The organism is Micromonospora sp. NPDC092111 (assembly GCF_044755745.1).
Taxonomy (GTDB): Bacteria; Actinomycetota; Actinomycetes; order Mycobacteriales; family Micromonosporaceae; genus Micromonospora.
Genome location: NZ_JBIVRQ010000025.1, coordinates 35351 through 52316, shown reverse-complemented (window position 1 = coordinate 52316; position 16966 = coordinate 35351). Strand labels below are relative to the sequence as shown.

Sequence of the window (16966 nt, the reverse complement as noted above, 5' to 3'; positions counted from 1 at the left end):
CCGACCCCAAGCCGTTCGTCTGGACCAGAACCGCCGACGAGATCCTGAACAACCTCGCCACATACTGCGGCCGAATTAACGACTCAGGACACTAGTGTCCTGAGTCGTTGGTTCGTTGCTAGTTTGATGGCGTGGGTGATGGTCGTGGTCCGAGGTACTCCAGCCGTAGCTGTGCGATCGGGAGTGTTGCCAGCTCATCGGCATGATTCGTGCCGAGTTGCCGCCGATGGGGCAGGCTGTCGATGTCGATGCTATGTGCCCGGCTGACTGAGCGATCGCACCGCGAGTCTGTTGTGGTCGGTCGGAGGCCGGGCAGGCTCTTGCGCTTGTGTTGATCGATGAGATCGTCGGATGGCGGACGGGTCTGGACGACCTGCTCGCCCGCATCGTGCACCGCTTCGCCCGGTTGATGCTGATGGGCAGTCAGGTTCGGGTGCTCGACAACTTCTCGACAGGGCGGGCCAAGAACCTCGCCGATGCGGGGCTCGGCGGACTTACGGACGGCGATGTCGTGGTAGGCGACATCCGCACCCCCGAAGGGGTGGAAATCATCGACCATTGGAAACCCGATGTCGTGGTCCACCTGGCCGCCCAGTCCAATGTCTCGGCTGCCGAAAGGACCCCGCTCTACGACGCAGACCTCAACGTCTTCGGCACGGTCAACGTCCTGGACGCCTGCGTACGTAGCGGCGTACGGCTGTTCGTCTTTGCCACGAGCAGCGCCATCTTCGGCACCGTGCCCCTAGCTGAGCTGCCGATCGAGGAGGACTACGGGATGGCGCCGGTCAGCCCCTACGGCATCAGCAAGGCCGCTGCGGTGCGGTATCTCGACTGGTACGGGCGACACCACGGCCTGCCGTACACGGCGATGGTGCTCAGCAACGTCTACGGACCACGCCAGGACGGCGCGGGCTGTGGGGTGGTGTCCCTGATGACCGACGCGTTGCTCGACGGGCTCCCGGTGACAATTAACGGCGACGGCGAGCAGACTCGTGACTTCGTGCATGTCAGCGACGTTGCCGAGGCCGTGGCCATCGGCTGCCACCACAGGGCTCTCGGTATGGTCAATGTCTCCTCCGGGCGACAGACGAGCATCAACGAGGTGTATCGGGCCGTGAGCGAGGCCACGGGCGCGACCATGAGCCCGCGCTACCGGCAGCTACCCCCGTCCGGTGAGATCCGGAACATGGCGCTGAACAACAGCAAGGCCAGGGCAATGCTCGGATGGCAGCCGACGATCGGCTTCACCGAGGGGGTGCGGATGACGGTGCGGGACATCCGCCGCCGCAAGTCCAGAACCTCAGCAATGCCCCCGACTCAGGGCCAGGCCCGAGTCATGAGTGGCCGCCAGTAATCCAGCTGACGATGCACGCCGAACTGCTCGCCAGGCGCCGGATCACGGGCTTCGGGTCCGACTCGCGATACAAGCGCATGCAGCGCGCCGGCGTGCGGTACTTCCTCGGTGCCGCCACGGACGATAGGTCGAATCGGAACTCGGCGGAGCGATCACCGCGACAAACCGCGAGGCCGAATTGACCGACCTGGCCGTCCTGCACGTTCTCCCGATTGCCTCCCCGATGACAGCCCTACCTCCACGACCTCGCGGTCGCAGCCTCGATGGCCGCACCAGAATTCACCCCCTTTTCGATAACGGATATGGTGCGAATGGGCACTGAAAGTTACTTCGCGTTCAGGTCTGTACCGCCAATGGCGTACCATCTGATGATCTTGATCTGCTATTGATCTTGCAACGTGGCACCGTGGTGGTGCATCCGCTCGCGCTGACGCACGGCGATTGCCGGTCGGCGGGTCGGCAGTTTCAGTCTGGGAATGGATCCGCTCTGAACGCGAACGCCGATGGTGCCAGACCACCATCAGTACGGCGGCCTGACCCAATACCTTTGTGATCAGGGCACACGCGCCGTCGCCACCCTCAAGCCGACACCCACCATGAAAGAGCTCAGTGTTCACGGAAGAAGGCGAGCACTCGCTGGTTGACCAGGTCGGGCTCTTCGAGAAGTGGGCTGTGCCCGATCTCTGACATCATCCAGAGTTGGGCATCAGGCAGGCTCGCGGCCAGCTCCTTCGCCCAGGTCGAGGGTCGGGCGATGCACTCCTCGCCCGAGATCACCAGGGCGGGGACGGTGATGTCCTCGAGGAGATCGAGGGCGGAGCGCCGGCGGATGACTCCGGCCATGGCCGGCTTGAGCCCGGGTTTGAGAGCGGCTATGCGCGCGGTCCACAGGTCGACGACGTCTCGCTTGGCGGGGTCTCGCAGCGTGGTCTCGCCGAGCATGATGCGCATGGTGGTGCGGAGCACATCGTCGGTGAAGCCGCGCTTACCGACATCTTCGACCCACTGCAGGAACTCCCGCAACTGACCCGGCGGCTCTGCCCGGGCGGACGATCCGGTGATGACCATCGACCGGATGAGGTCGGGCCGGTGGGCCGCCACGCGCAAGCCGACATCGCCGCCCATGGACGAGACCAGGAAGTGCGCCTCGGTGACGCCGAGCTTGTCGAGGAGGGCCTGGATGTCGCCGGCGCAGCTCTCCACGGTGATGATGTCGCGAACGGCTCCGCTGCTTCTGCCCTGCCCGCGAAAGTCGGGCCGGATGATCCGGAGCTGCCCGGACGCAGCCGCCGCGAACGCGTCGAACTGACGATGGTCGAGAAATAGCGAGTGGAGGCACACGACCGGAACAAGGTCGGCCTCTCCGGTGTCGTCGACATGGAGTTCCCCGCCGGCAACGGCGATTCTTCCTGCGGTCTTCATCGGCTCACCCCTTCCGGGTGTGGTGGTGCGGTGCGACCTGGGTCACAGTGCCATCGGTTTGGATACATTGTCAACAGCCCCACCTGGCCCAGCGCATCCGCCGTGGCGCGGAAGGCGGGATATTGGATCCGATCCGGTTGACGGGTGCAGGTGAAGCATCTACCGTCCAACGCCATGGCGCGTTTGAGTTCCGACGGCGATCGGCCGGCAGTCACCCTTGTCCCGCTCGATGGCGAGTGGGTAGCCGGCCACCAGGTGATGCGGGTCGAGGCGCCGTACGACGGCCGGTTGCTCGGTGTGGTGCCGGCGTTCGGCGTCGCGGAGGTCGACCGCGCGGTCGCTGGTGCGCGGACCGCGCTGGACACACCGTTTCCGTCCTGGCGACGGGCCGAGGTGCTGGACCGGGCGGCGGTGCGGCTGGCGGGGCGTGGCGAGGAATTCGCCCGCTGCATCGCTCTCGAGTCCGCCAAGCCCATCCGGACCGCCCGTGCCGAGGTGCGGCGGGCAGTGTCCACCCTCGTCTTCAGCGCGGCGGTCGCCCGCGGTCTCACCGGCGAGACGGTGCCCCTGGAGGCTGCCGCGGCGGGCGAGGGCAAGATCGGTTTCACTCTGCGGGTGCCGGTGGGCGTTGTCGGGGCGATCGCGCCGTTCAACTTCCCGCTCAACCTGGTGGTGCACAAGCTCGGGCCGGCGATTGCGGCGGGCTGTCCCGTGGTGCTCAAGCCCGCCGAGCAGACCCCGTTCTCCTCGGTCCTGCTGGCCGAACTGCTGATCGACGAGTGCGGACTCCCGCCGGGCTATCTGCACGTCATCCCGGGTGACGGTCCCACGGTCGGCGGCGCGCTCGTGGACCACCCCGACGTCGCGCTCATCACTTTCACCGGGTCACCGGACGTCGGCTGGGCGATCCGGCAACGGGCACCTCGCAAGCGGGTGAGCCTGGAACTCGGAGGCAATGCGCCCGTCATCATCGAACCGGACAGCGACTGGCGGGACGCCGTCGCCAAGATCGCTGTGGCCGGGTTCAGTCACGCCGGGCAGTCGTGCGTCTCCACCCAGCGCGTCCTGGTTCACGCCGGCGTGGTGCGAGAGGTCATCACGGCCCTGACCGAGGCCGTCGAACGGCTGGTGGTCGGCGACCCGCTGGACGAGGCGACGGATGTGTCCGCACTGATCTCGCATGCGGCTCGTGACCGTGTGATCGCGTGGATCGACGAGGCTGTCGCTCAAGGGGCACGGGTGGCGACCGGCGGGGACGTGACCGGCGACGGGGTCCTGCGTCCCACGGTGCTGGTGGATGCGCGCCCGTCCATGAAGGTGTGCGCCGAGGAGGTCTTCGGTCCCGTGGTCGCGGTCACGGCATACGGAGATTTCGCGGAAGCGCTCCGCATGGCCAACGACACACGTTTTGGCCTGCAGGCCGGGGTGTACACCGCAGACCTCGGGAAGGCGCTCACTGCGGCGCGCGTCCTCGATTACGGGGGCGTCCTGATCAACGCGGTGCCTACGTGGCGCGTCGACCATCAGCCCTACGGCGGCAAGCGGGACTCCGGCAACACCCGTGAGGGGCCGGCCTGGGCCGTCCGCGAGATGACCGAGGAGCGGCTGATCGTGCTCGCCGGCTAGATACCCGTCCGTCAATCATGCTCTGAAAGGGAAGTGAGATGCCGAACTCCCATCCGATCGAGCCGTCGGCCGCCTGGACGGAGCTCGCCGTCACCGACGCCGACTGGGACGCCGCGTCCCCGGAACTGCTCAGCAACATGCTGAGCCAACTGGTCCTGATCCGGGCGTTCGAGGAGTTCGTCCTGGAGTTGGCCGCCGAAGGACTCGTCCACGGCCCGGCGCATTCCAGCATCGGGCAGGAGGGCGGAGCCGTCGGCTCGTGCATCGCGCTGACCTCGCAGGACACCGTCAACGGTTCGCATCGGGGCCATCACCAGTTCCTGGCCAAGGTGCTGACCCATCTGCGTCCGGAAGGTATCGAGCTGACGAAGCCCGTACCCGACGACGTGCGCGAGGCGCTGCTGCGGACGCTTCGGGAGATCTGCGGGCTCGACGAGGGCCTCAGCCATGGCCGTGGCGGCAGCATGCACCTCCAATGGCACGACGCCGGCGCGATCGGCACGAACGCCATCGTCGGTGGCGGCGTCCCGCTCGCCGCGGGCTCCGCATGGGCCCACAGACACGCTGGGACTGACGCGGTGACCGTCACGTACTTCGGCGACGGCGCCGTCAACATCGGATCGGTACTCGAGACCTTCAACCTCGCTGCCGCGTGGTCGCTGCCGGTGTGCTTCTTCGTCGAGAACAACCAGTACGCCGTGTCCACCCACGTCAGCGAGGTAACCGGCGAACCGCGGCTCTCCGGCCGCGGCCCCGGCTTCGGCATCCGTAGCTGGCGCGTCGATGGGATGGACCCGCTCGCGGTCCACCTCGCCATGCGCGAGGCACTGGAGCACATGCGCTCCGGCAACGGACCGACACTGATCGAGGCGGATGTCTACCGGTACTTCCATCAGAACGGGCCGTTCCCCGGGTCCGCCTTTCGGTACCGCACCAAGGAGGAGGAACAACAGTGGCGTCGGCGCGATCCGCTCGACACCACTGCCAGGCATCTCGTCCGCCGGGGGATCCTCACCCTCGAGGACGTCGCGGACAGCCGGCAGCGAGCCAAGGCGCTCATGGTGGAACTGGGCGACGTGATCCTCGAGTCCCGACCGGGTGGAAAGGCCAAGGAGCGGCGGATTCGACCGGTGGAGTGGCCGGACCCCGGCTTCGTCGACGAGGGTGTCCGCGGGGATCTCAGCGAACTGGCCGGAATCACCTTCACAGACCTCGATGACCATCCCGGGCCGATCAGGGAGTCGAAGTTCATCGAGGCCGTCGCCCGCGTCATGGCACGCCGGATGGAGACCGATTCCCGCATCGTCGTCCTCGGCGAGGACGTGCACCGCCTCAACGGCGGCACCAACGGAGCCACCCGCGGTCTGAAGGAGCGCTTCGGCGACCGGGTGCTGGGAACTCCGATATCCGAGAACGCGTTCGCGGGACTCGGCGGCGGCATGGCCATGGACGGACGGTTCCGGCCGGTCGTGGAGTTCATGTACGCCGACTTCATGTGGGTCGCGGCCGATCAGATCTTCAACCAGATCGGCAAGGCCCGCCACATGTTCGGTGGCACCGGCAAGGTTCCCTTCGTGCTCCGCAGCAAGGTCGCCATGGGCACCGGCTACGGCTCGCAGCACTCGATGGATCCGGCCGGCATCCTCGCCACCGCCCCCGGCTGGAGAATCGTCGCCCCCTCGACGCCGTTCGACTACGTGGGCCTCATGAACACGGCCCTGGCGTGCGACGACCCGGTCGTCGTGCTGGAGCACGTCGACCTTTACAACTCGGTGGGACCCGATGCGCCGGGCGACTACGACCACTACCTACCGGTCGGGAAGGCGGCGGTGCGCCGCAGCGGGGCGGCCCTCACGATCATCACTTATCTCGCGATGACGCAGCACGTGCTGAACGCCGTCGACGAGGTCGGGGTGGACGCGGAGGTGATCGACCTGCGGTGGCTCGACCGGGCCAGCCTGGACTGGGAAACCATCGCGGCCAGCGTCCGCAAGACCAACACCGTGCTCATCGCCGAGCAGGGAGCTCGCGGCACCTCGTACGGCGGATGGCTGGCCGATGAGATCCAGCGCCGGCACTTCGACTGGCTCGACGCGCCGGTGGAACGGGTCACCGGTGGCGAGGCATCACCGAGCATCAGCAAGGTGCTGGAACGTGCCGCCTTCGCGGGCACCGAGGAAGTCGCCGCCAAGCTCCGTCAGATTGCCGAGGTGTGATCCGTGGCCGAAATCCTGCGCCTGCCCGAGCTGGCGACGAACTCTCGGGAAGCCGTGGTCGCCAGCTGGAATGTCCCGCTGCGGACCCCGTACGACGAGGGCGAGGCGATCGTTACGGTCGAGACCGAGAAGGCCGTCGCCGACGTCGAGGCGGAGGCCGGTGGGATGCTTCTGCGGCTGCTCGCCGACGAGGGGGAGACCGTCGCCTCGGGATCACCGATCGCCATCTGGGGCGGACCCGACGACAGCGACGACGATATCGCTACGCTGCTGGCGTCGCTCGGCGTCGCTGCGGACGCCGCACCCGTGGCTGGGGAACCCACCGTTGGCAACGGGCACCGGGTTTTCGCGAGCCCGATCGCTCGCCGGCTGGCGCGTCTGGCCGACCTGACCGTGGCGGAGATCGCCGGCTCGGGACCGAACGGCCGCATCCGCCGCCGCGATGTCGAGGCCGCCATCGCCGCCGCGAGCCCACCGCCCGCGGCCCCGCCGCCGGCCGCCGAACCGCCGGTCCGGACCATCGGCGACGGTGAGGCGACGCCCAGGTTCGAGGATGTCCCGATCTCCCGGATGCGTCAGGCCATCGCGCGGCGCCTCGTCGAGAGCAAGAGCACCGCCCCGCACTTCTACCTGCGCGGAACCGCGCGGGTCGACCGCCTCCTGGAACTGCGGCGCGAGCTCAACGACGGCGAGGATGTCGCCGTCACGCTCAATGACCTCGTCGTCAAGGCGGCCGCGGCGGCATACGCCCGGGTCCCCGGCATGAACGTCCAGTGGAACGGCGAGTCGATCCGCCACTTCGAAGGCGCGGCGATCGCGATCGCCGTTGCCACCGAGGACGGACTGGTCACTCCCGTGGTCCGGGACGTCGACGGCATGGGTATCCGGCGACTGGCCGGCCGGACGCGCGACCTCATCCAGCGGGCCCATGCACGTACTCTGCGGCAGAGCGACCTTGAGGGCGGTTCCCTCACGGTCACCAACCTCGGTATGTACGGCACGGAGGAGTTCGCGGCGATCATCAACCCGCCCCAGGCCGCGATCCTCGCGGTCGGCGCGGCGAGTCCGGCCCCCGTGGTCGTGGACGGCGAGATACGTATCGCCACCCTCATGCGGCTCAGTCTTGCCGTCGACCATCGCCCGATCGACGGCGTCACCGCAGCGCGATGGATGAGCGCACTGACCGGCCTTCTGGAACGGCCGCTCCAGATCCTCGCCTGAAGCCACCCGCGGCCACGGGGAGATCGCGGTACCGCCGGCCGGGAGGGGCCATCCACGGTCGCGCGCGTGGACCATCACCGAGACGGTCAGGCTGCCACCGGCCGAGTCGCCGGCGAAGAGGATCTTCCCCGGTTCGGCGCCGGTCTCCAGCAGCGCACCGTACGCATCGACGCAATCCAGGATCGGAGTGGGGTACGGATGTTCCGGCGCGAGGCGGTAGTCCGGCAGGTGCACCACGGCGTTGTTGGCGAGGGACAGCCGTGCGGCCAGCCCGAGGTAGCCGGCGGGCGCGCCGAACAGGTAGGCACCTCCGTGGAAGTACATGAGGTGGGCGTCGGCGGTTCCGGTCGCCGGGGTGGCCCGCGTGACGGGGACCGCGCCGAGCATGGTCTCGTCGACCACGACGCCGTCAGCCATCGGATGGCGGGACACCATGGCCACGTAGTGCGCTCGAAGCTGGTCCAGGCTCCGGCCGCCGGTCTCACCGTTCAGGATGGCTCAGGTCGCCCAGGCTGCCGCGCCAGGCTTGCAGGCGTTGTTCGACGACGGCGCTGTAGGCCACGGGTCCCCCTCAGTGTTTTTCGAACAGTTCGCGGCGTTCGGCGAGGGTGATGCGGGTCCGCCGGATGTGACCGGAGAGGAAGCGCTCGGCGTCGACCGGGTCGCGGCGGCGGATCGCGTCCATCAGCAGCCGGTGCTCGTACTTGATGATCGCTCGGCCGTGGTCGTCGATGAGCTGGGCGTACGCGCGCCGGTAATGCTGGGTGGTGTTCCAGAAGCGGGTCACGGTGGACAGCAGTTGCCGGTCGGTGCAACCGGCGTACGTGGCGAGATGGAACTCCCGGTCGAGCAGCACGAACCGGTCGGGTGACGTGGCGGCCTCGACTTCGGTCTCCAACTCCTCCAGCCGCGCGATGTCGTCCTCGGTGATGCCGTGGAGGCTCTGGGCCAGAGCCAGGGGGTCGATGCGCTCGCGGATCCGGTAGGCGGTATCGAACTCCTCGTAGTCCAGCTTCGCTACCCGCGCACCGCTGTACGACTTCACGGTGACCAGCCCGTCGGCCTCGACCATCCGCAGAGCCTCTCGGACCGGGATCCGGCTGGAGCCGTGTTGTTCGGCGATCTCCTCCTGGCGCAGGCGGGTGCCCGGGGCGAGTTCGCCGCTGAGGATGGCGCTGCGCAGGTGATCGGCGATGCGCCTGCTACTGACGCCGGTCTTGATCAGCTCGGGATCCGCGCCTGCGTTCTCGTCCGGATTTTCGTTGTTCATCGGATCAGCATGCCGCACGACGAACCACCCGCCGACCGCCGGTCCAGGCCAGATCGGATCCCATCCGTGACTCCCGTCGCCCAAACGGTTGATACGCGAGAAACTAGACCGGATTGAACCCAATCACAAGGGTCCCACCGCGAATATGTGAGGTCTGCACCCGATCCCGGTGCCTGCCTGGATCCAAAAGGTGCGTCAGCGATGCGTCTACTCAAGACTAGTTGAATACACTTCCGTTTACTAAAGGGACAAAAGGTGCGCATAGCAGGCAGTTGCGCCACGGATTGGATCCGAAATCTTGACACCTGGACTGGGCTCAGCGCACGATGTGGCTCCAATCACCCGTCGCCGCGCTTCACGGCTCAGGCGACACAACACGGCGGAGGAACATCCCATGAAGCGACCAAAGCGACCCGGTCCGCTGGCGACGGCCCTCGCCGCAGCGGCTCTCATTGCCCCGCTGGCGGGGTGCTCCGGCGAAGCGGCCTCGTCCGCCGGCAGCAGGACGCTTGGCATCGTCCAGTTCAGCGGTGACGACGTCTATTCCAACAGCGCTCTGCAGGGTGCCGCCGACTATGCCGAGGCGCTGGGCTGGGCGACCGTGACGGTCGACGCCAAGGGCTCGGTCGACGGGGCGAACAGCGCCATGGAGAACCTGGTGACACGCGGCGTCGACGCCATGGTCGTGAGCGTGTTCCCGTCCTCGGCGCTCAGCGCCGGTGTCGCGGCGGCCACGCAAGCCGAGATCCCGGTCGCCAACTGGGGCGGCGGCCTCGCCCCCGGCGTGCCGTTCGCCGCTGACACCGCCCTCGGCGACGAGATCGCCGCCCGGGTGGTCAGCGATCTCGGGCGCGAGGGCGAGCTGCTGGTTCTCGGCTACCGGCCCGGCCTGCCCTGCCAGAACCGCGAGAAGGCGCTCGACGAGGCGGTCAAGGGCACCGCGATCCGGGTGACGAAGCAGCAGATCACGATTCCGGGAGCCGCCACATCCGCCTCCGAGGCAACGCTCGGCTGGTTGGCCTCGCACCCGAAGGGCAGCACACCGCTCGCCGTGTGGTCCTGCTTCGACGACCCGGCGACCGGAGCAGCCGCGGCTCTGCAACAGGCCGCCCGCCCCGACATCCTCAGCTACGGCCTCAACGGCACCGCACCGGCACTGAAGCTCATCCAGCGGGGCGAGTTGACCGCAACCCTTTGGATCGACGGGCCGGGCCAGGGCGAGGAACTCGCGAAGCGCCTGATCGCCGCCGTCGACGATCCCGCCTCGGCCGCGTCGGAGGAGATCGGCGGCACCACCCAGGTGATCGACAAGGACAACGTCAATGACTTCCTCAAGCAGCACCCTGAACTCAACTGAACCCGTGTCGGACGATGCGGCAAAGACGTTCGTCGAGGTACGCGGTCTGGCCAAGACCTACGGCGCGATCCGCGCTCTCCAGGGCGTGGACCTGACCTTCCGCACCGGCGAGGTTCACGGGCTCGTCGGCGCGAACGGCGCCGGAAAGTCCACCCTGGTGCGCCTGCTCGCCGGCCTCGAACAGCCCGACGCGGGCACGATCCGGATCAGCGGAGCCGAGGCGCACATCGCAGGCCCGGCCGTGGCCGCCCGCCTCGGACTCGCCTTCATCCACCAGGAGCTCAACCTGGTCGAGACGTTCACGGCCGCGCAGAACATCATGCTCGGCAGCCACGAGGGAGCGTCGCTCGCGCTCCGGCGTGTCGACGGCGTCCACCCCCGGGCGCGGCAGGCGGCGCGGACGGTCGGCATCGACTTCCGTCTCGACCGGGCGGTGGCGCGGCTGACCGTCCACCAGAAATGGCTCGTCAGCATCGCTCGGGCCCTGGTCCACGACTGCAAACTGATCGCCATGGACGAGCCCACGGCGTCCCTCGACGCGCAGGAGTCGGCGCGCCTGCTCGAGGTGGCCCGCGACCTGGCGGAGCAGGGCGTCGCGGTCGTCTTCATCAGCCACCGGCTCGATGAAGTCCTCAGCCTCTGCGATCGGGTGACGGCGTTCCGGGACGGCACAGTCTCCGCCGCCGTGGAGCGGCCGGAACTCACCCGCGACCGGCTCGTCGGGGCCATCGTCGGCGACCAGACCAGCGCGCCCCGATCCGCCGGGCGCATCGCCGGCGACGACCGGCCGGCGGTACTCCAGGTTCGCGACCTCCGCCGCGGCCGGGTGCTCTGCGGAGTGACACTGGACCTGCGCGAAGGCGAGCTGCTCGGCATCGCGGGACTGGTCGGATCCGGCCGCACCGAGTTCGCCCGTGCGATCTTCGGCGCTGACCGGATCGACTCAGGGTCGATGCTGCTCTCCGGGCGCCCCTACGCCCCGAGGTCGATCGCGGACGCCATCGATCACCGGATCGCCTTCGTATCCGAGGAGCGGCGTGCCGAGGCGCTGTTCCTCGGCCTGTCCGTTACCAGCAACCTCTTCGTGAACACCTGGCGCAGGCACCGATTGAGCTTTCCCCCGCTGATCTCCGCTCGCCGGGCCGAGCGCCAGGCCACCGCGCTCGCCCACGATCTCGGCGTCGTCCTTCGGCGCGGCGGAGTCCGCCAATCGGTCGGTGGCCTGAGCGGCGGGAATCAGCAGAAGGTGATCATCGGGCGCTGGCTGCAGACCGAGCCGGTGATCCTGCTCCTCGACGAGCCCACCAGGGGCGTGGACATAGGTGCACGGGCCCTGATCTACCAGCAGATCCGGGACATCGCCCGCGCCGGCATGTCGGTCCTCGTGATCAGTTCCGAGTTCGAGGAGCTCCTCGAATGTGACCGCGTCGTCGTCATGAACGCCGGCGCCACCGTCGGGGAGTTGACCGGCTCCTCGATCACCGTCAACGACATGCTCCGCCTCTGCTACCAATGACCCGGGGATCCCCATGACCTCCACCGCCATCGCGCCCGTCGCGACCACCACCGACCCGGGGCAGCGAGTCCTCGCGTTCCTCGCCCGCTTCGGCACCCTGATCGTGCTCGGCGCCATGATCCTCGGCTTCGGCATCGCCCGGCCGGTCGAGTTCCTCAGCGAACGCAACCTGATCAATGTGCTCAACCAGAGCGCGCTCCTCGCGATCGTGGCCGCCGGGCTCACGTACGTCCTGGTCGCCGGACAGTTCGACCTCAGCTTCGCGAACGTCGTCAGCTTCTCGGGCATCCTCTGCGTCGGTCTGATGGAACGCAGCGGCGTACCCGTACTCTTCGCTGTCGGTGGCGCGCTGCTCGCCGCCGCCCTCGTCGGCGTTGTCAACGGCATCCTGGTCGCCCACGTACGCATCAATGCCATCGTCGCGACCCTGGGTACCTCGACAGTGCTGCTGGGGCTCAACTTCCTCTACAGCAACGGCGCGCCGATCACCCTCGGCGCCGGGCGATTCACCGAGATCTCCCGGGGACGGCCCGGGGGCATCCCCATTCCGGTCATCATCATGACCGTGGTGCTCGTCGTCCTGTGGGTGGTGCTGAACCGTACGCTGCTCGGCCACCACCTGCAGGCGACCGGCTCGAACGCCGTGGCGGCGCGCCTGGCCGGCGTCGACGTCGGGCGCGTCACGATCGCCGCCTTCGTCGGGGTCGCTGTCTGCGCCGGCATCTGCGGAGTGCTGCTGTCCGCGCGAATCGGCAGCGGCATGGTCACCGCCGGCGACGGCTTCCTGCTCAGCGCGTTCGCCGCGGCCTTCCTGGGCGCCTCGGTGATCCGTGACGGGCAGTTCCATATCCTCGGCACCTTCGTCGGCGTTCTCGTCGTGAGCATCGCGGGGAACGGGCTGGCCATACTCGGAGCGCAGTCCTACGCCCTCTACCTGGTGCAGGGCTCCGTCCTGCTGGCGGCCGTCGCGCTCAGCACGACCAGCCGCAGGCTCCTCGGACAGGACCGCCGATGAACCACACGAGCGACACCCAACTGGCCGCCACCCTGCAGTCAGCCATCGGCGCCGGCCGCGTCGACCAGGTCGCGTTCCTGGTCGAAGATCTCGGCGTCGCCATCGGCCGCTGGAGTGCGCTGCACCGCGACGAGACGTGGCGCATCTACACATACGGGCTCGACAACGTCGAGAACCTCCGCTACCACGGAGAGCCCGGCCGGTTCTCGATGAGGCTGGCGCTGATCGGACACTCACCTCAGATCGAACTCATCCAGCCGCTGGCCGGCCCGAGCATCTACCACGACTGGATCGCGCGACACGGCTACGGACTGCACCACTTCGGGTTCTTCGTGCCCTCGATCGCCGACGCCGTCGCGCGATTCGAGGCGGCGGGCCACCCCACCATTCAGTCCGGCTCCGGCTACGGCCTCGACGGTGACGGCGGCTTCGCGTACTTCGACTTCGAGGACATCTACGGCATACACCTAGAAGCCATCGAGGTGCCCGCCCGCCGTCGCCCGAGCGAGCCGCTGCCCGAGCCCCGGGACTAAACCGTTGTGCCGACAAGGAGACAGGAGCCCCAAACCATGACCGCACAGCTGACCCCCAACTGGTGGAAGGCGCTCGCCGACGAGGCGAACGCGGACAGCCGGTTCACCGCAGCCGCCCGGCATTTCCGTGGCCGTGTCCGGATCGACTACGACCCCGGCACCACCGACCTCGACATCAGCGGCGGACGCATAGTCGACGTCGCCGACGGTCCTTCGCCTCGCGGTGCCGACATCATCTTCCGAGCTCCGCGCGAGCAATGGGACCGCATCATCGCGGGCGAATCAGACTTCATGAAAGCGACCACCCCCGGCCTTGGCAACCTGGAGATGCTCGGGGACGCCGTCCTCGCCATGGACAACATTCGCGTCATCCATCTGCTCTTCAAGGCTATGTCCCGCGTGGGCACACCGCCGCTCGCCGGGCCGGCGCCGTCTCCCGATCCGCGACCCTCGGGCGAACCGACAGTCGGCCGGTACATCACCGTCGACGGCATCCGGACCTACTACGAGGAAGCCGGTCACGGCCCGGCCATCGTGTGCTTCCACGCCGCATGTCAGGACTCGCTCATGTACCGCTATGTCCTGGACGGCCTGTCCGACCAATACCGGATCATCGCCCTCGACGCGCCCGGCCATGTCAAGACCGACATGCCCGCGGAGGGCCCATTTCGCAGCCTCACCCGCCATGCCGAGTTCAACGAGGCGTTCATGGCCGCGCTCGGACTGGAAAAGCCGGCCATCATCGGCTGCTCCATGGGCGGCAACCTCGTCCTCGAACTGGCATCCCGCAAGCCGCAGGCGTACGCAGCGGTCGTCTCGTCCTGCGGTGCCGACTACACCCCCACCATGTCCGGATTCCTGCTCGAGATGCTGCTCAGCAATGGCCAGCAGATCGTCGAAACGTTCTGCGAATCACTCACCGGCGCGCGCACTCCCGCGAACCGCGCGCGAGAGGCCGTGTGGCAGATCCGGCGCAACGTTCCCGAGGTGATGGCCGGGGACCTGATCGGTTACGCCGGCTTCGACAAACGCGACGAGGTCGGCCGCATCCAGGCCCCTGTACTCCTGCTCCGCGGCGAAGCGGACTGGCTCGTCTACCAGGAGCAGGTCGCAGCGACCCAAAGCCGCATTCCTGGTAGCCAACTTGTGGTCCTCGAAGGCACCGGCCACTACCCCATGATCGAGAACCCCTACGAATTCAACGAGACCGTCCGGACCTTCCTCCAGAAGAACGGCCACAAGTAAGCGACCGGTACCGGGCCGGGCGGCGGTAGCTGCCCGCCCGGACGCTCCGCCACCGCTGTTCGAGCCGAAACCGTCGCCTCGCCAGGGTGGCGCGGCGTTCGTCCCTCAGCGGAAATCTAGTGTCCTGTAGTCGGCTCGGACTGTTCGCTGACGAACAGTCGGACCAGCTTCGGCGTCCGGTAGCGAAACACACGATTCTCTGGCTCGGTCAACGTCACCAGGTGCGCGTCGGCGAGTCGTTCGAGCACCAGCTCCACCCGGTGCCGAGGAAGACCCAGTGCGGCGGCGAGCGGCCCGACCGGGATCCCGGCCTCGCCGGTCGTGCTTATCAGGTGTAGGGCTCGCTGTTCCAACAGACCCACCGCGCGGTAGGAGACCGCGATGCGCGCCCGGACCGAGAGATCGTCGAGCACCAGTTCGTCGAGGTGACGGTGCTCGTCCCGCAGCGCGAGCGCGAGTCGGCGGATCATCGCCGGTGGCTGTCCGGCGAGCCGGCCGGCCGTGATCAGCAGCGCCAGTGGCAGGCCGGCGGAGGACGCGACGACCGATCGAGTCGACTCGTCCGGGCTGGCTACACCGGCTCCAATGTGAAACATCAACTCGGCTGCGGCTGGTTCGAGAGGACCGAGGTCGACACGGTGCACGGCGGTCAGCCCGGCCAGGCGGTGCCGGCTGGTCACGATGACCGTGCACGCCGCCTCGCCTGGCAACAACGCCCGGATCTGTGACAGGTCGGTCGCGTCGTCCAGGACGAGGAGCGCTCGACTCTCGGCGAGGCAGCCGCGCAGCAACGCGTGTCGGTCGGCGGGCAGGTCGGGAAGGTGCTCCCCGGTCACCCCGAAGGCATGCAGCAGGCGGATCACCGCCGGGTCCAGCGCGCCCGCGGCGGTGTCCTGCGAGGTAGGGGACGAGGCCACGGCCGGCGTCGGTCCGCCGAGGTCGACGAAGAGGTGCGCGCCGTGCCCGTCGGGGCGCAGCAGATGGGCGAGGTGGATCGCGAGGGCGGTCTTGCCGACGCCGGCCGGTCCTACGACGACCGCGACCCGACACCTGCCGGGGACGACGGGAGTGTGACGCAGTGCGTCCAGCAGCTCACGTACCGTTGATTCCCGGCCGAACAGCACGGGCAGGTCGGCCGGTAGTTGCCGCAGCGGGCCGGCCGGTCCGACGACCGGCACCGGCCCCCGCGTCGCGGTGAACTCGGGCGGCCGGGTCATTTCCGGCTCACGCCGCAGCACCGCCTGGTACAGCGCGGTCAGGTCGGCGCTCGGCTCCACGCCGAACCCCTCGACCAGTGCCGTCCGGGCCGCCCGGTAGGTCGCGACCGCCCCGGCGGTGTCCCCGCCACGCGAACAGGCGGTCATCAACTGACCCCAGGCGCGCTCCCGACCCGGCTGCTGCCCCACGAAACCCTGGAGCAGCTCCCGGACCGCGCCGAACCGCCCGATCCGCAGCAGGGTCTCGGCGTACCCCTCGGTCGCCTCCACCCACCTGTTGTGCAGCAGTACCGCCCAGCCGGACAGCACCGGCCCCTGCGGAACATCCAGCAGCGGGACGCCCCGGTATGCCTGCGTCGCGCCGTGCAGGTGCCGTGCGGCGGACGTCAGGTCGCCGTCGGCAAGTGCCCGGATGCCAACGGTCACATCCCGCTCGAACGTCACCACGTCGAGCGCCAGCGTCGTGTCGCTCATCAGCCGCAGCGCCCAGCCGGTCCCGTTACGGACCAGCTGACCGCCCGCGCCGGTGCCGGTGACCCGGGCCAGCCAACTCCGCAGCCCCCACGCGTATGTCCGCAGGTTCACCGCGGCGGACTGGGGAGCGGCGTTCGGCCACAGCTCCGCCATGACCCGGTCCCGGCTGACCGTCCGCTCCGCGTTCAGCAGCAGCAGTGCCAGCAGGGAGCGTTGCCGCCCGGGCGGCGGTAACACCGGTTCGGCGTGGACGCTCACCCGCATCGGGCCGAGCAGCTCGACCGAGAGACTCATGGCTCATCCGCCCCCGTGCCTCTCCGGCTGGGAGGCGGCGGACTGCCGCCTCCAAGGGCACGCCGGAGATCGCTGGGTCAGTCTCGGCAGCGGGCGGCTGTTCGGTCACTGCCGCGAACAGTGCGGAACAAACCCGAACGCCCGAGCCGCGTGACTCCTGCGCCACCGTACGAGTCGCCCGGTCGGCCTCCCGGCACTACGAGTAC

The 16966-nt window shown here is 68.5% G+C and carries 12 protein-coding genes and 1 pseudogene; 9 read left to right on the top strand and 4 right to left on the bottom strand.

The features are described from left to right. Window positions 1-328: 328 nt before the first annotated feature. Window positions 329-1354 carry an NAD-dependent epimerase/dehydratase family protein gene (locus ACIQG9_RS28255; RefSeq protein WP_400408115.1) on the top strand — a complete coding sequence of 342 codons (1026 nt, stop codon included), beginning with the start codon at window positions 329-331 and terminating at the stop codon, window positions 1352-1354. Between the two features lie 606 nt (window positions 1355-1960). On the opposite strand, the gene ACIQG9_RS28250 is transcribed toward ACIQG9_RS28255, so the two are convergent. Continuing rightward, window positions 1961-2776, bottom strand: a complete 816-nt coding sequence (locus ACIQG9_RS28250) for an alpha/beta fold hydrolase (protein WP_400408114.1) — start codon at window positions 2774-2776, stop codon at window positions 1961-1963. Between the two features lie 144 nt (window positions 2777-2920). Here ACIQG9_RS28250 and ACIQG9_RS28245 point away from each other — a divergent pair, with 144 nt between their 5' ends. From ACIQG9_RS28245 to ACIQG9_RS28235, 3 genes are read left to right on the top strand one after another with little or no spacing between them, the layout of a single operon-like run. Beyond that, window positions 2921-4402: an aldehyde dehydrogenase family protein gene (locus ACIQG9_RS28245; protein WP_400408112.1), complete on the top strand. Its 1482-nt coding sequence runs from the start codon at window positions 2921-2923 to the stop codon at window positions 4400-4402. A 38-nt stretch (window positions 4403-4440) separates the two neighbouring features. Further along, window positions 4441-6618, top strand: a complete 2178-nt coding sequence (locus ACIQG9_RS28240) for a thiamine pyrophosphate-dependent enzyme (protein WP_400408110.1) — start codon at window positions 4441-4443, stop codon at window positions 6616-6618. Window positions 6619-6621: 3 nt separating this feature from the next. Beyond that, window positions 6622-7839, top strand: a complete 1218-nt coding sequence (locus ACIQG9_RS28235) for a dihydrolipoamide acetyltransferase family protein (RefSeq protein WP_400408108.1) — start codon at window positions 6622-6624, stop codon at window positions 7837-7839. Between the two features lie 15 nt (window positions 7840-7854). Here ACIQG9_RS28235 and ACIQG9_RS28230 read toward each other — a convergent pair. Both ACIQG9_RS28230 and ACIQG9_RS28225 read right to left on the bottom strand, forming a co-directional pair. Further along, window positions 7855-8163, bottom strand: a pseudogene (locus ACIQG9_RS28230) (alpha/beta hydrolase); the annotation flags it as partial. A gap of 247 nt (window positions 8164-8410) precedes the next feature. Further along, window positions 8411-9109, bottom strand: a complete 699-nt coding sequence (locus ACIQG9_RS28225; protein ID WP_400408106.1) for a GntR family transcriptional regulator — start codon at window positions 9107-9109, stop codon at window positions 8411-8413. Between the two features lie 394 nt (window positions 9110-9503). On the opposite strand from ACIQG9_RS28225, the gene ACIQG9_RS28220 reads away from it, so the two are divergent. Genes ACIQG9_RS28220 through ACIQG9_RS28200 form a run of 5 tightly spaced genes read left to right on the top strand, consistent with a single transcriptional unit; the run spans window position 9504 to window position 14775 of the window. Beyond that, window positions 9504-10466: a sugar ABC transporter substrate-binding protein gene (locus ACIQG9_RS28220; protein WP_400408105.1), complete on the top strand. Its 963-nt coding sequence runs from the start codon at window positions 9504-9506 to the stop codon at window positions 10464-10466. A gap of 4 nt (window positions 10467-10470) precedes the next feature. Beyond that, window positions 10471-11982 carry a sugar ABC transporter ATP-binding protein gene (locus tag ACIQG9_RS28215; protein ID WP_400408103.1) on the top strand — a complete coding sequence of 504 codons (1512 nt, stop codon included), beginning with the start codon at window positions 10471-10473 and terminating at the stop codon, window positions 11980-11982. 13 nt (window positions 11983-11995) lie between these two features. Further along, entirely contained in the window at window positions 11996-12997 is a 1002-nt protein-coding gene (locus ACIQG9_RS28210; protein ID WP_400408102.1) for an ABC transporter permease, read from the top strand. Next, window positions 12994-13530 carry a VOC family protein gene (locus ACIQG9_RS28205; protein WP_400408100.1) on the top strand — a complete coding sequence of 179 codons (537 nt, stop codon included), beginning with the start codon at window positions 12994-12996 and terminating at the stop codon, window positions 13528-13530. The genes ACIQG9_RS28210 and ACIQG9_RS28205 overlap by 4 nt, the downstream gene beginning before the upstream one ends. 36 nt (window positions 13531-13566) lie before the next feature. After that, window positions 13567-14775 carry an alpha/beta fold hydrolase gene (locus ACIQG9_RS28200; RefSeq protein WP_400408099.1) on the top strand — a complete coding sequence of 403 codons (1209 nt, stop codon included), beginning with the start codon at window positions 13567-13569 and terminating at the stop codon, window positions 14773-14775. Window positions 14776-14891: 116 nt separating this feature from the next. Here ACIQG9_RS28200 and ACIQG9_RS28195 read toward each other — a convergent pair whose 3' ends face one another. Next, window positions 14892-16760, bottom strand: coding sequence for a BTAD domain-containing putative transcriptional regulator (locus tag ACIQG9_RS28195; RefSeq protein WP_400408097.1), 1869 nt, complete (start codon window positions 16758-16760; stop codon window positions 14892-14894). Window positions 16761-16966: the final 206 nt, after the last annotated feature.